This is a genomic window from Pandoraea faecigallinarum (assembly GCF_001029105.3).
GTDB classification, from domain to species: domain Bacteria; phylum Pseudomonadota; class Gammaproteobacteria; order Burkholderiales; family Burkholderiaceae; genus Pandoraea; species Pandoraea faecigallinarum.
The window spans coordinates 726795-741224 of sequence record NZ_CP011807.3; the positions used below are offsets into that span (position 1 = coordinate 726795).

Annotated in this window: 11 protein-coding genes; 5 read left to right on the plus strand and 6 right to left on the minus strand. The window is 63.7% G+C overall.

Features of this window, described 5'->3' with window-relative positions:
* Positions 1-2: 2 nt before the first annotated feature.
* The 3 genes from AB870_RS03325 to AB870_RS03335 form a co-directional block, all read right to left on the minus strand.
* Entirely contained in the window at positions 3-2270 is a 2268-nt protein-coding gene (locus tag AB870_RS03325) for a TonB-dependent receptor family protein (protein WP_084663284.1), read from the minus strand.
* Between the two features lie 299 nt (positions 2271-2569).
* A complete protein-coding gene (locus AB870_RS03330) occupies positions 2570-3037 on the minus strand; it encodes a DUF2946 family protein (RefSeq protein ID WP_047906934.1) in 468 nt (155 codons plus the stop codon).
* 270 nt (positions 3038-3307) lie between these two features.
* Positions 3308-4012, minus strand: coding sequence for an OmpW/AlkL family protein (locus AB870_RS03335; RefSeq protein ID WP_084664057.1), 705 nt, complete (start codon positions 4010-4012; stop codon positions 3308-3310).
* Between the two features lie 241 nt (positions 4013-4253).
* On the opposite strand from AB870_RS03335, the gene AB870_RS03340 reads away from it, so the two are divergent.
* Positions 4254-6815 (plus strand): penicillin-binding protein 1A, encoded by a 2562-nt coding sequence (locus tag AB870_RS03340; protein WP_418303993.1) that lies wholly within the window; start codon positions 4254-4256, stop codon positions 6813-6815.
* Here the strand turns inward: AB870_RS03340 and AB870_RS26260 are convergent.
* The gene (locus tag AB870_RS26260; protein WP_157112217.1) at positions 6736-7212 is read right to left on the minus strand and encodes a hypothetical protein; all 477 of its coding nucleotides are present in this window, start codon (positions 7210-7212) and stop codon (positions 6736-6738) included. The genes AB870_RS03340 and AB870_RS26260 overlap by 80 nt on opposite strands.
* A 61-nt stretch (positions 7213-7273) precedes the next feature.
* Here AB870_RS26260 and AB870_RS03345 point away from each other — a divergent pair, with 61 nt between their 5' ends.
* From AB870_RS03345 to AB870_RS03355, 3 genes are all read left to right on the plus strand, one after another.
* On the plus strand, positions 7274-8230 hold the full coding sequence (locus AB870_RS03345) for a LysR family transcriptional regulator (protein WP_237170034.1): 957 nt from the start codon (positions 7274-7276) through the stop codon (positions 8228-8230).
* A 149-nt stretch (positions 8231-8379) separates the two neighbouring features.
* Complete coding sequence (locus AB870_RS03350; protein ID WP_047906936.1) at positions 8380-9270, plus strand: class I SAM-dependent methyltransferase; 891 nt, start codon at positions 8380-8382, stop codon at positions 9268-9270.
* Positions 9271-9457: 187 nt separating this feature from the next.
* Positions 9458-10663 (plus strand): NAD-dependent formate dehydrogenase, encoded by a 1206-nt coding sequence (locus tag AB870_RS03355; RefSeq protein WP_047908748.1) that lies wholly within the window; start codon positions 9458-9460, stop codon positions 10661-10663.
* A 207-nt stretch (positions 10664-10870) separates the two neighbouring features.
* Here the strand turns inward: AB870_RS03355 and AB870_RS03360 are convergent, their stop codons facing one another.
* Entirely contained in the window at positions 10871-11590 is a 720-nt protein-coding gene (locus tag AB870_RS03360; protein WP_047906937.1) for a glutathione S-transferase N-terminal domain-containing protein, read from the minus strand.
* A 491-nt stretch (positions 11591-12081) separates the two neighbouring features.
* On the opposite strand from AB870_RS03360, the gene AB870_RS03365 reads away from it, so the two are divergent.
* Positions 12082-12909, plus strand: coding sequence for an alpha/beta fold hydrolase (locus AB870_RS03365; RefSeq protein ID WP_047906938.1), 828 nt, complete (start codon positions 12082-12084; stop codon positions 12907-12909).
* Positions 12910-13087: 178 nt separating this feature from the next.
* On the opposite strand, the gene AB870_RS03370 is transcribed toward AB870_RS03365, so the two are convergent.
* Positions 13088-14284, minus strand: a complete 1197-nt coding sequence (locus AB870_RS03370; RefSeq protein ID WP_047906939.1) for an amino acid aminotransferase — start codon at positions 14282-14284, stop codon at positions 13088-13090.
* Positions 14285-14430: the final 146 nt, after the last annotated feature.

Here is a 14430-nt window from a genome sequence, read left to right on the forward strand (position 1 = left end):
TCCTAGAACGCGAACCGCATGCCCGCGAACACGCTGCGCCCGTCGCCGGGGTAGAACACCGCGGTGTTCGCGGTTCGGGCATCGGTCACGGTGCTGAAGTCGGATACGTAGCGCTTGTCCGTCAGGTTGCGAGCATCGACATAGAACGTTACACCGCGCTGAAGCAGATACGACGCCTGCAAGCCAATCAGCGTGTAGCCGGGAACGCGCATTGTGTTCGCATAGTCGACCCACGCACCGGTCGGTACCCAGTCGAGCGACGCGGCGATCTGGAAGCGATTCGTCAATGCGTAGCCCAGTGTGGTGCGCAACACGTGCGTCGGCACGCCCGCGATCCGGTTGTTGCCGTACTGCGGGTCGTCGCGGAAGCGGAAATCGCTGTAGTTCCAGAGTTGCGACAGCGTCACGCGATCGCCCGTGGCGACAATGTTCTTTAACAAATCGACCGAAGCGCCGACTTCGAGCCCTTGCAGCACCGTCTTGTTCGCGTTGAAGGTGGCGGCCGGGACATCGGGGTTCGTTGTGTACTGGAGCAACTGATCGCGCACGAGCGAGCGGTAGGCCGTCACGTCCCACGCCACCCGATCGAGCTTGCCGCGCGTGCCGGCTTCGATCGTCCAGGCGTGTTGCGACGCGAGTGGAACGAAGCGGGAAGTCGCGCCGAAGGTTTGAGAAAGATCGGTGAAATCGGGCACGTCGGCGCTGCGCGTGACATCGATGAACGCCTGAACGTCCTTGCGCGGTTCCCAGAGCAGACCGATTTTCGGATTCACACCCGAGTAGGCGGCGCTCGTCGAACGATAGTTGAGGTCGCCGGGCACGCCGCCATAGTCGATGTACTGACGTACGTCACGATAGGCTTTGGCGCCGACCATCAACCCGAGCGTCGGAAGGAAGAAGAGGCGATTCTCGAAATACGCCTCGTAGTTGTACGCGCTCTGACGCGAATCGAGCGTTTGCGCGCCACGGTTGCCATTCACGTTGACGTACTGATCGGCCTTCGTATTGCCGCCGAAGAAGCGCGCGCCGACGATCAGGTCGTTGCGCATGCCGGCGAGCGTCAGGTTGGCCGTGTAACGCGGTGCGACGCCGTATGTCCAGCCGTCCTGATCGATGACCTGAAAGATCGGGTGATACAGGCTCTTGTGAATGACCCACGAAGCGATGTCGAGCTGGCCGACGTCGAAACGGATCGTGGTGAGGTTGCCCAGCCGCTCGGTGCGCGTATTGCGCGCCTGATCGCCGGAGATGGCGGAGGCCGCGGCTTTCGTCGGATTGTTGAGGGCGTCGAACAGCGACAACGTGCCGGGCAGCTTCTGGTCGACGATGTACGCGCCAAAGAAGAAGCGCGTTTCGACGCGTGGCGAAAATTTGTAGCCGATGTTCGCGTTGATCTGGGCATAGTTGCCCTTGGCGTGATCCCGATAGCCGTCGGAACGATTCAGGGTGACGGTGGCAAGCGCGTCGAGCGGGCCGAAGATGCGCGACATCTGAGCGCTCGCCCGCACGGTGCCGAAGCTGCCGCCTTCGAGACGGAACTGATCGGGGGCCTCAGCCGTGTAGGCGGTCGGTGTGACGAAGTTCAAGGCACCGCCGAGCGTCGTCGAGCCGTAAGTCAGGCCGTTTCCGCCCTTGTAGATCTCGGTCGAGCGCAGACCGATCGGGTCGATCTGATAGTAGTCGCCGCTGCCGTCGGCCGAGTTGGTAGGAATGCCGTCCTGCAAGAGTTCGAGACCGCGCACGTGGTAGCCGCGCGCAATGCCCGAGCCTCGGATCGATACGCGCAGTTCCTGACCGTACCGGTTCTGCACGAATACGCCCGGGCTGTCCTTGAGCACGTCGCGCAGGTTGAACGCGTAGGTGTCGCGATACGCATCGGCATCGACGAAACCGACCGAACCGGCCGTCTGAAAGAGATTGGCTTTCTGCTCCTCGACGCTCGGCGACGTGAGTGATTCCGGCGGTGCGGTGACTGTCGTGGTTGGCAGTGTTGTGACCGGCGCGGCACTGCCCTGTGGTGCGGCCGGGAGATCTGCTTGAGCTACCCGCAACGCGGACACCGGGGCCGCGGATGCGGCCTCGGTCGCCGGCGAACGTGGCGGGGTCTCGGCGCGCCCGCCCGCGTGGGTGGCGGCATGTGTCGCGTCGACGGCAACGCTCAGGCCAGTCGAGGCGGGATCGTTAGTGAGTGCGTGTGCGGCGCTGCCCAGTGAAGCAAGGGCGAGCGCGATGGCCGTTTGCAACGGCTTCTGCGTGATGGAACGTGACATGAGTGTCTCTCTCGCGACCGCGCGACGGTCGCCTGATGATCGTGAGATGACGAACGCGACGCGTGCCATGCGGGCGTGGTGTCTTTCGGAACCTCGTGACGGACGGACGACGTCACATGGCGTCATACAGCGTCACGCGAAATCCGCATGATGTTCGTACGACACTGATAGGCGAGGCACGAAAGACGGTGCGAGCCAACGAAGCATGGTGCGTTCGACAGGAACCGCTGCATCGGCGAGCCAAGGCGGGCCGTGCTGGCGGTCAGGGGATCAGACGGCGAGAGAGGGCGGCGCGCGGGCTAAGGCGTCGGAGAAGCGGGCGCGCGGGAAATGCGACACCAACGCCGGGGGGCGGCATCGATGCGAGCCCGCGCGACGGGCGGGGGGGTATGGAAATCGGTAGTGACGAGCGGCTGGTGAGCCCACAGGGCACAGTAGCCGCACTTCTCCCAATGGCCGGCAGCGGCAAGGGAAGGGTCCCCGCCACCATGGCTGCTGTGATGCGCTGCGGGTTGCCCCTGGACTTGCGGGGCCTGCGCATCGTCGTGCCCGTCATGGCCGTCATGTGCCGGCTCGCGCCGGGCGTCGGCGCTCGGTGCGGTGTTTGTCCCCGCTGCGGCCTGAGTGCCCTGTACCGTGCAATAGACCGCGAACGGGTCTTCCTGCATGGCGGCTCGCCACTGCGCAATCGCAGGCATGAGCGCTGCCAGCAGGATCGCCATCAAGGCGATTCCGATTGCGACGCGATGCTGACGGAGCTTGCGCATGCCTTGACCGGTAAGAAGGAAGCGAGGCGCTCATGTCACGACGTCATGACGTCATCACGGAATCGCAAAATCGAGAAATCGAGAAATCGAGAAATCGAGAAATCGGATGCGAGCGAACCTCGGGGAACCAGGCATTGTAGGTGCTGTCGTCGCATTGCGTAAATGCTTTGCGTTCTCATGTAGGGAGGGCGCGACAATTTGACGCATCGATCCGTGTGAACAAAAAGGGAGCGCCACGGCCCCCCAGCGCGTGGCGCCCCGCACCGGATATCAGAACTTCATCCCAACACCGACGCCGACGATCAGCGGATCGATGTGCAGCGTGCCGAGATCGGTTCCGGCCAGCGAGGTATCCGTCTTCATCCAGATTTTCTTGATGTCGACGTTGAAGAACAGGTATTTGGTCATCTGAATGTCCACACCGGCTTGCAATGCCGGGCCGACGCTGTGGTTCCTGATTTCGATGGGCGTGCCGCCGGCGTTCAGATTGCTGTTCCAGAAGCGGGTGTAATTGATACCCGCACCCACGTAGGGACGCACCTTGCCGGCATGGTTGAAGTGGTACTGAAGCAGCAGGGTCGGCGGCAGCACATTCACACCGCCGAGATGCCCGAGGTTGGACGTGAGTTGATGGCGCGACATGCCGAGAATGAGTTCGACGCCCACGTTGTCGAGAATCATGTACGTGAAGTCGAGCTCGGGCACGATCGCGTTGTTCACCGTGACGCCGAGCGTAGGCAGCACGCTGCCGCTCGCATGCGAGTCGGGCATGATCCCGATGGCGCGAACGCGCGCAAGAATGTCGCCGGCATAGACGCCCTGCGCGCTGTTCTTGATGAAGCCGGGAGTTGTCGCTGTGTCAGGTGTGCCGCGAGAGGTCTGGGGCGGGGTCTGTGCGCAGGCAGAGCCGCTGAACACGGCGTTACCGGTGAGCAGTGCCGCTGCGATGGCCACGGCACCAAGGGAATGCTTCATGATGTTTTCCAAAGTCGTGAGTGAGCACGGCCGATGGTAGAAGCGCGTCGTGCCGACGCCTTTGATGCGCATCAAGAGCGAGAGAGTGCGAACCGCTGGTGCGACAAACTGTCGCGAACGCCGGATGGCGGCCCCGGTCGCCGCCGTCGCGCGAGTGAGCGGCGGGTTTTGGTAGGATGCGGACTTTGCCACGCTGTCCCTCATCGTGAAGCGCCCGATTTCGTCGCTGTTTTCCTCGCTCCTGCATGCCGCCGCTCAGGCGGGCCGGCATGGTCTGCGTCTTCTGCAATCGCTGCAGCCGTATGCCGTTCGGGTTGGGTATCACGTGCGGCATCCCACGCGTCGGGGTGTACTGATCGCTATCGCCGCGCTGCCGTGCCTGCTCGTCGGCTACACGCTCATCCTGATTCCGTTTACGCCGGGCATTCGCGATATCCGCCGCGCGAAGGTCGATCGGCCGGCGCAGGTGCTATCCGTGGATGGCAAACCGATTGCCGAATTCCGGCCGTCGAATCGCGAGTGGGTGTCGCTCAAGGACGTATCGCCCAATGTCGTCAAGGCGCTCATATCGACGGAAGATCACCGCTTTTACGAGCATCACGGCATCGATCTGAAGCGCACCGCGGGGGCGGCGCTGCACACGTTCTCCGGGGACCGTCAGGGCGGCTCGACCATCACTCAGCAACTCGCGCGCAATTTGTATCCGGACGATATCGGCCGCGCGCCCACGCTCACGCGCAAACTGAAGGAAGCGATTACCGCGCTCAAGATCGAGGCGCTCTACACCAAGCCGGAGATCCTCGAGACGTATCTGAATACCGTTCCGTTCCTGTACAACGCGTTCGGCATCGAGATGGCGGCGCGCACGTACTTCGACAAGTCGGCGGACCAGTTGGATGTCGTTGAAGCGGCCACGCTCGTCGGCATGCTCAAGGGCAACAGTTACTACAACCCCGTCATCAACCCGGAGCGCGCGCTGCAACGCCGCAACACGGTGCTCGCGCAGATGGTGAAGTTCGGCGATCTGGACGCATCGAAACTCGCCGCGCTGCAAAAGCGTCCCTTGCGCATCGACTTCGAGCGCCAGACCGAAGCGCCGGGACCCGCGCCGCACTTCGCGCAGCAATTGCGCAAATGGCTGATCGGCTGGGCCGATCGCAACGACTACAACATTTATTCCGACGGTCTGGTGGTGCACACCACCATCGACTCCCGCTTGCAGACGATGGCGACGCAGGCGCTCACGCGTCAGGCGAATCAACTGCAAGGTATTGCCGACGCGAACTGGTCGGCCCGAGGCGGATGGCGCGACAACACGGTCCTGGTACAGGCCTTCGTGCGGGAGTCGGCAGAGTATCGCAACGCGGTCGCAGGCGGCGAGGCGCCGGAGGCGGCAATGAAGCGTCTGTTCGCGGACAAGCCATTCATGCAGAACCTGCGCGAGACGAAGACGCGCTTGCAGGCAGGCTTCCTTGCCATCGATCCGCGCACGGGCGAGATTCGTGCGTGGGTCGGAAGCCGCGACTTCACGACCGACCCGTTCGATCACGTTCAGCAGGCGCGCCGTCAACCCGGATCGACGTTCAAACCATTCGTCTATGGTGCTGCCTTCGTCAAGGGACGCAAGCCGGACGACACCATCGTCGATCAGCCTGTGGAGATTCCCCTTGCGGGAGGCGAGATCTGGCGGCCGAGCGACGACACCGCACCGACCAACAAGCCGATGAAGCTGAGCGACGCGCTGGCGCAATCGCGCAATACCGTCACGGCGCAGTTGATGCAGGATGTCGGTCCCTCCCGGGTGGTCGGTCTGGCGCGGGCGATGGGCGTGCGAGAAAGCAGGCTCGACGCGGTGCCGTCGCTGGCGCTTGGCACCAGCCCTGTCTCGCTCAAGGAGATGGTGGCCGCGTACGGCACTATTGCGGACGGCGGCGAGTATCGTGAGCCGACGATGGTCACGGAGATCACCAACGGCGATGGCGAAGTGTTGGCGACGTTCTCGCCGGCGCGTCCCGAGCGGGCGCTCTCCGAGGCCGACGACTACACCTTGCTCGACACGATGCGCGGTGTCGTCAATCGCGGCACGGGCAACGCGATTCGCACGCGCTTCGGGATTCGCGCCGATGTTGCGGGCAAGACCGGCACGACGCAAAACAACACCGACGGCTGGTTCATTCTGATGCAGTCGCAGTTGGTCGCAGGTGCGTGGGTGGGCTTCAACGACAGCCGTATTACGTTGCGCAGCGATTATTGGGGACAGGGCGCGCACAGCGCATTGCCAATCGTCGGCGACGTCTTCTCACGGGCGCTGCGGGCCAGGGTGATCGACGGAAATGCGAAGTTCGAGGCGCCGGATAACCATCACTGGTACAGCGATTTATGGACGCGGGCCTCGGATTGGGTGACCGGCCTTTTTGCGAAGAAGCCGGAGCCCAGGCAGAAAGCGCAAGTGAAGCGCCAGGCGAGCGCGCCGGCACCGGCAAATGAGACCGGCGCGCAGAAAGCCGCGAACCCGGCCAACGCGTCGGCGCCCACCCCCGACACCGCCAGCGGCCCATTGCCCGTGCCGATCGCCTCGGCCGTACTGGCGCAGCCGGACGATGCGTCGCCGGCGAGTACACCGGCACCGCATGGGACTACGATTCCGGGGGTGCCGGGCGAGTGGAATGGGCCGGGGGGCGTGCCACCCGGCACGTCGATGCCCTCGGCCCCGACCGGCGGCGTCATCCTGTCGCCGCCGGTCCCATCACAGAATCCGCCGCAGAACCCACAGGTGTCCCCGGCACCCGCACCGGCACAGTAGAGGACCCGGCAAGCCGCGCATCAGGTGTCTCACCAAGCACCTCAACAATCGCCTCACCAAACGCCTCACCAAGCGCCTCACCAAGCACCTCAACAAACGCCTCAACAAACGCCTCAACAAACGCCTCAACAAACGCCTCAACAAACGCCTCAACAAACGCCTCAACAAACGCCTCAACAAGCACCTCAACAAGCACCTCAACAAACGCTTCACCAAGCGCCTCAACAAACGCCTCACCAGACACCTCACCAGGCACCCCACCAGGCGCTTCAACGCGCGCCTCACCAACCGGCAGGGCGATCCTCTCGGCGACGGCCACATCGACGGGGCCTTGGCGACTGCCGCACCCCACATCGCTGCCCGGCGCGCGCCGGGCGGGATTCCCCATAACAGTCATGCCGCATTCTCATGACTGGCTCGTCATCGCTTGCGCTATATTCATAAAGATATAGCGATGCATGAAATGCACTCGCCGCGGTATCGACGGCGCAAAGGGGGCGCGATCCATGTTCATCCGGCAGTTGAGCTATCTGGTGGCGCTCTCGCAGGCGCAGCATTTTCGGCGGGCGGCAGAGTTATGCAACGTTTCGCAGCCCACGCTCTCCGGCGCCATTCGCAGCATCGAGGAAGAATTCGGGCTGCCGATCGTGCGGCGTGGCCGTCGCTTCGAAGGGTTCACGCCGGAAGGCGAGCGCGTACTGGCGTGGGCGCGTCAGGTGCTGGCCGATTGCGAGGGCTTGCGTCAGGAGGCGAGTGCGAGCCGCCGCGAGGTCTCTGGATGCCTGCGTATCGGCGCCATTCCCACTGCTTTGCCGCTCGTGCCGTTGTTGACCGATGCGTGTCTTCGCGCATTCCCCGGCATGCGTCACGAGGTCTGCACGCTGTCCGCGACACAGGCTCTGCGACAACTCTCGGAACTCGATCTGGATGTGGGGTTGAGTTATCTCGACGATCCGCGTCTGCGCGAGTTCGAGACCATCTCCCTGTTCCGCGAGCGGTATGTGCTCATTGCACGCGACGAAACGGCATTGGCAGGACGCACTTCGCTCTCCTGGCATGAGGCCGCAAGGCTGCCGCTATGTCTGCTGACCGGCAACATGCAGTGCCGTCAGGGCATCGATGCGGCGCTGGCGCGCTCGGGAACCTCGGTGTCGCCACGCGTGGAGACGGACTCGCTCATGGCGCTTTACGCGCATGTGCGATGCGCGGGGCTGTACAGCATCGTGCCGCACAGCGTGTTGTGTCTTGCGGAGATGCGCGACGAACTGCATGCGGTGCCGTTGCAACCCGCGCTGTACCGCGAAATCGGCCTGATCCTGCATGAGCGGCAGCCGCGCTCCCCCTTGCTCGACGCGGCGGTGGTGGCGTTTCGCTCGGTCGATCTTCAATCCCGCCTCGACGCGCTGCTGCCGTAAAAATCGCTTGACCTAAAGTCGGCTTGAACTGGCAGACTGCATGATGTGCGCGACTGCCGGACGACTGCCGGATGGATGTCGGAACGTCATGGGGATCGAACGCCGTTCGTCCGGTGCGCACTTCGAACGTACCATCACGAGGTGTACCAATGACAGAACCCGTCAATCAAGATCAGGCCGAGCTATGGAACGGACGCTCGGGCAGCGCATGGGTAGACAATCGCGCGATGCTCGACCGGATGTTCGTGCCGCTTGCGGCGTTTCTCATCGATCGCGCGAATGAAGTGGCGCGACAGGTTCCCTCAGGCCGGGCGCTCGACGTGGGATGCGGCACCGGCGGCACCACGCTGGCGTTGTCGCAGGCCCTCGGCAACACCTGGCAAGTCACCGGGGCGGATATTTCCGCGCCGATGATTGCCGAGGCGCGGGCGCGTTCGTCGCCTCGGTCACCATCGTCACCTTCGTCGCATGGTGGCACGCCGATCGAATTCGTCCGTGCCGACGCGCAGACCCACGCGTTTCCCCCTGCCCATTTCGACCTCGCCGTCTCGCGACTTGGCGTGATGTTCTTCGACGACCCGGTCGCGGCCTTCGCCAACTTGCGCGCCGCCTGCCGTCCCGGCGCATGGCTGCATATGCTCGCGTGGCGCAGTCCCGCCGAAAATCCCTTCATGACGGTGGCCGAGCGCGCCGCGAAGCCGTTGTTGCCGGACCTTCCGGCGCGCCGGCCCGGTGCGCCGGGTCAGTTCGGTTTCGCGGAGCGAATGCGCGTCGAAGACATCATGGCATCGAGTGGGTGGACGAATGTCTCGTTGACGCCAGTCCATTTCGAGTGCTCGTTCGCACAGGCCGATTTGCGCGATTACGCGTCGCGCCTTGGGCCGGTGGGGCTGGCGCTGGCCGGGTTGGCGCCGGCCGAACGAGAGCGCGTCGTGGACCGGCTCGTCGAGGCTTACGCGCCGTTCGTTGCGAACGGCGAAGTCCGTTTCACCGCGGCGTGCTGGCACCTCTCGGCACGCGCGCCCGCCGCGAGCCGTTAGCCGTCAACCGTTAGCGGGCGGGTATCCGGGCGCCCTCGGGCGCGTTGATAGATTTCACCGATCAATCGATCGGCCGGAACGATTTTCCAGACGACACGCATACACCGATCATTGGCCTCAATGCAGCGACGCCGGCATGCGTCGCCCGGCAGACATCTTGCAAAACATCCTTCAGGAGCGAGACATCATGGCCAAGATTGTGTGTGTGCTTTACGACGACCCCGTTACCGGATATCCGAAGACCTACGCCCGCGACGATCTGCCGAAGATCGAGTGCTATCCCGACGGGCAGACGCTGCCTACCCCGCGCGCCATCGATTTCCGGGCGGGCGCCCTGCTCGGCAGCGTGTCGGGCGAGCTGGGTCTGCGCAAGTATCTTGAATCGAACGGCCACGAACTCGTGGTGACGTCGAGCAAGGACGGCGAGAACAGCGTGCTCGATCGCGAACTGGCCGACGCCGAGATCGTCATCTCGCAGCCGTTCTGGCCTGCTTACATGACAGCCGAGCGTATCAAGCGCGCGAAGCGGCTGAAGATGATCGTGACCGCCGGTATCGGCTCGGATCACACCGATCTGCAAGCCGCGATGGAACATGGCATCACCGTCGCGGAAGTTACGTACTGCAACAGCAACAGCGTGGCCGAGCACGTGATGATGACGACGCTTGCTCTCGTGCGGAACTATCTGCCGTCGTATCAGTGGGTGCTCAAAGGGGGCTGGAACATTGCCGACTGCGTCGAGCGTTCGTACGATCTGGAGGGCATGCATGTCGGCACGGTGGCGGCAGGGCGCATCGGGCTGCGCGTGCTGCGGCTGATGAAACCGTTCGGCACGCATCTGCATTACCTCGATCGTCATCGCCTGCCGGAATCGGTCGAGAAGGAGCTGAACCTCACGCACCACACCAGTCTCGAGAGCCTGGCAAAGGTTTGCGACGTAGTCACGCTGAACTGTCCGCTGCATCCGGAAACGGAACACATGATCAACGCCGACAGCCTGAAGCACTTCAAGCGCGGCGCCTATCTGATCAACACGGCGCGTGGCAAACTGTGCGATCGCGACGCCGTAGCGGCCGCGCTCGAAAGCGGTCAGCTCGCGGGGTATGGCGGCGACGTGTGGTTTCCGCAGCCGGCGCCGACCGATCATCCGTGGCGTCGCATGCCGCATCACGGCATGACGCCGCACATCTCAGGCACGAGCCTCTCGGCGCAAACGCGCTACGCCGCCGGCACACGCGAAATTCTGGAGTGCTATTTCGAGAATCGTCCGATCCGCAACGAATACCTTATCGTGCAGGGCGGCAAGCTCGCCGGTGTGGGGGCGCATTCATACAGCGCCGGTAACGCCACAGGCGGTTCGGAAGAGGCGGCGCGCTTCAAGCAGTCGGCCTGATGCCGACACGCACCATCGTCACCCGACTCACCGGACTCGCGTAGTTCTCGCGCCGGCCGGTTCCGGTTCCTGTTGTGCCCGCCGGGTCGTCGGTCCGACGTCCGGCGGGGTAGTGCCTCCTCGTGCAACATCGCGACCTCGGGCCGGCACATCTCGTCGATGTGCCGGCCATTTTTTCGACGCCGCCGAAATGGCTCCGCGCACCGCTCAGGCTGGACGCTTCGGAATGTCCAGCCCGCGCACGACCGCCGCCCGCGCGACGAATGCGCTCAGTGCGCGCTGCACGTTCTTGAAGCGGTCGAACTCGACCAGCTCGCCCGCTTCGTAAAAGCCGACGAGGTTGCGAATCCACGGGAACGTCGCGATGTCGGCGATGGTGTACTCGTCGCCCATGATCCATCGACGGTCGGCCAGACGCGCATCGAGCACGCCAAGCAGGCGCTTCGATTCGGCGACGTAACGATCGCGCGGACGCTTGTCTTCGTACTCCTTGCCGGCGAACTTATGGAAGAAGCCGAGTTGGCCGAACATCGGGCCGACGCCGCCCATCTGGAACATTACCCATTGCAGCGTTTCGTAACGTGCGGCCGGATCCGCGGGTAGCAGCTTGCCGGTCTTTTCCGCGAGATACCAGAGGATCGCGCCGGATTCGAACAACGGCAGCGGCTTGCCGCCTGGACCGTTCGGGTCGAGGATCGCCGGGATCTTGTTGTTCGGATTGAGCGACAGGAATTCCGGCGAGAACTGGTCGTCGGTCTGAAAGCTCACGAGGTGGACTTCGTACGGCAGCCCGATTTCTTCGAGCATGATCGATACCTTCACCCCATTGGGCGTAGGCAGCGAATACAGTTGCAGGCGCTCCGGATGCACGGCAGGCCATTTGCGCGTGATTGGAAACTGGGACAAATCGACGGATTGATCGGACATGGGGATCGACGCATTCGTGATTGAGCGGCCATCGTGCGCCGCGGGACGCTCAATATAACGCCAAGCGCGCCAACGTGCTGCGGACCGCCTCTGCAGTCCGGCCGCCAAAGGGCGAATGCCCCGCGCGCGCCCTGCGCGTGCTTCATGACAGACATGAGACGCCTTGCATGAATCTCGCTCAATTTCGCGTCAAGAAATCTCACCTTGCAACGGCGCTCATCGCGACCTTAAATTGAAAACCTTCGCTCGCGTGGCCTACTCGCCGACGCACGAAGTCTTCTCACGCTGTCCGGTCCGTAATTCGGCGCTTCGTCATGTTGCGCTCCGTCATGGGTCGCCGTGCTGGCGTCACGCGAACTTACGCCTCGCGTCGACGATGCCGTGACGTGGCATCCCGCGCCGCAACGCGGTCATGCCGTCAGTGGCGTCACGTTGCGACACCCGTCGCTACCGTTCTTAGGCCCCATCGCGCATTGCGCAAGGATCACACCATGAGCACGTTCAAGACGAAGGATGGCACCTCGATTTTCTACAAGGACTGGGGCAAGGGGCGCCCGGTGGTGTTCTCCCATGGCTGGCCGCTCAGTGCCGACGCCTGGGACGCACAAATGCTGTTTCTCGCGCAGCACGGCTACCGCGTGATCGCCCATGACCGCCGCGGTCACGGCCGCTCGGATCAGCCGGGTACCGGAAACGACATGGACACTTACGCCGACGATCTCGCCGCACTCGTCGAGCACCTCGATCTGAAGGACGCCACGTTCGTCGGGCATTCGACCGGCGGCGGCGAAGTCGTCCACTACCTCGGCCGTCATGGTACGGCGCGCGCGGCGCAGGCCGTGCTCATCGGCGCCGTGCCTCCCGTCATGGTGAAGTCGGAAAAGAATCCAAACGGCCTGCCGATCGGCGTATTCGACGAGATTCGCGCGAATGTCGTGGCCAATCGCTCGCAGTTCTATCGGGATCTGGCGGTGCCGTTCCATGGGTACAACCGACCGAGCGCAAAGCCGTCGCAGGGCGTGATCGATGCGTTCTGGTTGCAGGGCATGTGGGGGTCGCACCTCGGCCAGTATCTGTGCGTGAAAGAGTTCTCGGAAGTCGATTACACCGAGGATCTGAAGAAAATCGACGTGCCGACGCTCGTGCTGCATGGTGACGACGACCAGATCGTGCCCATCGACAATTCGGGCAAGCTCACTGCGCAGATCGTCAGGAACGCCACGCTGAAGGTGTACCCGGGCGGCTCGCACGGCATGTGCGTCGTCGAGGCCGACAAGGTGAACGCCGACCTGCTGGCGTTCCTGCGCGAGGCGTCGTGACACCGCCGAGCCGTTGGATGCGCAGCGCCTGAGCGCGCTGCACGCATGAAAAAGGGACGGCATGACCGTCCCTTCCGTCGCTTCCGTCCCTTCCCCCGCTTCCGTCGCTTTCCCCGCTTTTTTCACCCGCGCCGTTTCACGTCACGGCGTCCGGACGCGCTCGCCGGGCGCGAGACGCTCAGCCGTTGAGAACCTTGGCGATGCTGTCGGCCACGACAGCCACATTGCTCTCGTTGAGTCCCGCCACGCACATGCGTCCCGAGCGGATCAGGTACACACCGTGTGCTTCGCGCAACACGTCGACCTGGGCCGCCGAGAGCCCCGTGTACGTGAACATGCCGCGCTGTTCCAGATAACGCGAGAGCATGTTGTCCGGCACGCGACCGCGCAGACCTTCGTGGATCGCTCCCCGCATGCGGGTAATGCGCTGGCACATCGTGGAGAGTTCGTCTTCCCACGACTTGCGCAGTTCCGGCGTGCTCAACACCTTGGCGACGATCTTCGCGCCATGCGTCGGCGGGTTGCTGTAGTTCGAGCGCACGGCGCTCGTGAGCTGACCCAGCACGCGGTCGGCGGCTTCCGGCGACTCGCAGATGACCGACAGGCCGCCGCAGCGCTCGCCGTACAGCGAAAAGTTCTTCGAGAACGAGTTGGCGACGAATGCCGGCAGGCCCTGGCGCGCAAGTTCGCGAATCACGAAGGCGTCGGCTTCGATGCCCGAGCCGAAGCCCTGATAGGCCATGTCGACGAAGGGCAGCAACTCGCGCTGCTTGAGCACTTCGATGAGCTGCACCCATTGCGCGTCGTTCAGATCGACGCCGGTCGGGTTATGGCAGCACGCGTGCAGCAACACCACGCTGCGCGCCGGCAGCTTGTCGATGGCGTCGACCATCGCTTCGAACTGCAGGCCGCCCGTGGCTTCGTCGTAATACGGATACGTATTCACGGTGAAACCGGCACGCTCGAAGATGAAGCGATGGTTGTCCCACGTCGGATCGCTCACCCAGACCTGCGAGTTCGGGAAGTAACGCTTGATGAAATCGGCGCCGACCTTGAGCGCGCCCGAGCCGCCGAGCGTCTGCACCGTGGCGATGCTGCCGTTCTTGCGGGCCGGGGAGTCCTCGCCGAACACGAGGCCCTGGACTGCATCGCGGTAGTTGGCGAAGCCGGCCATCGGCAGGTACGGCTTCGGACCGACTTCGGCCAGCAGCAGCGCTTCGGCCTGACGGACCGCGTTCATGACCGGCAGACGGCCCGTGTCGTCGTAATAGATGCCGATGCTCAGGTTGACCTTGTTGGTGCGCGGGTCCTTCGCGAAATTCTCGTTCAGCGAGAGGATCGGGTCACCGGGGTAGGCATCGATATGTTCGAACATGGCAGTTCCTGAAAGACGAAAGAAAGTCGGTAGGGCGGACGTGTCGGTACATCGGTCGGCGCGAACGTCGCAAACGACCGATGATACCGCTAGTGCGGCACTGTCGGGTGGGCGCCGGATAAGCACCGGACAGCGGGGGCCCGGCG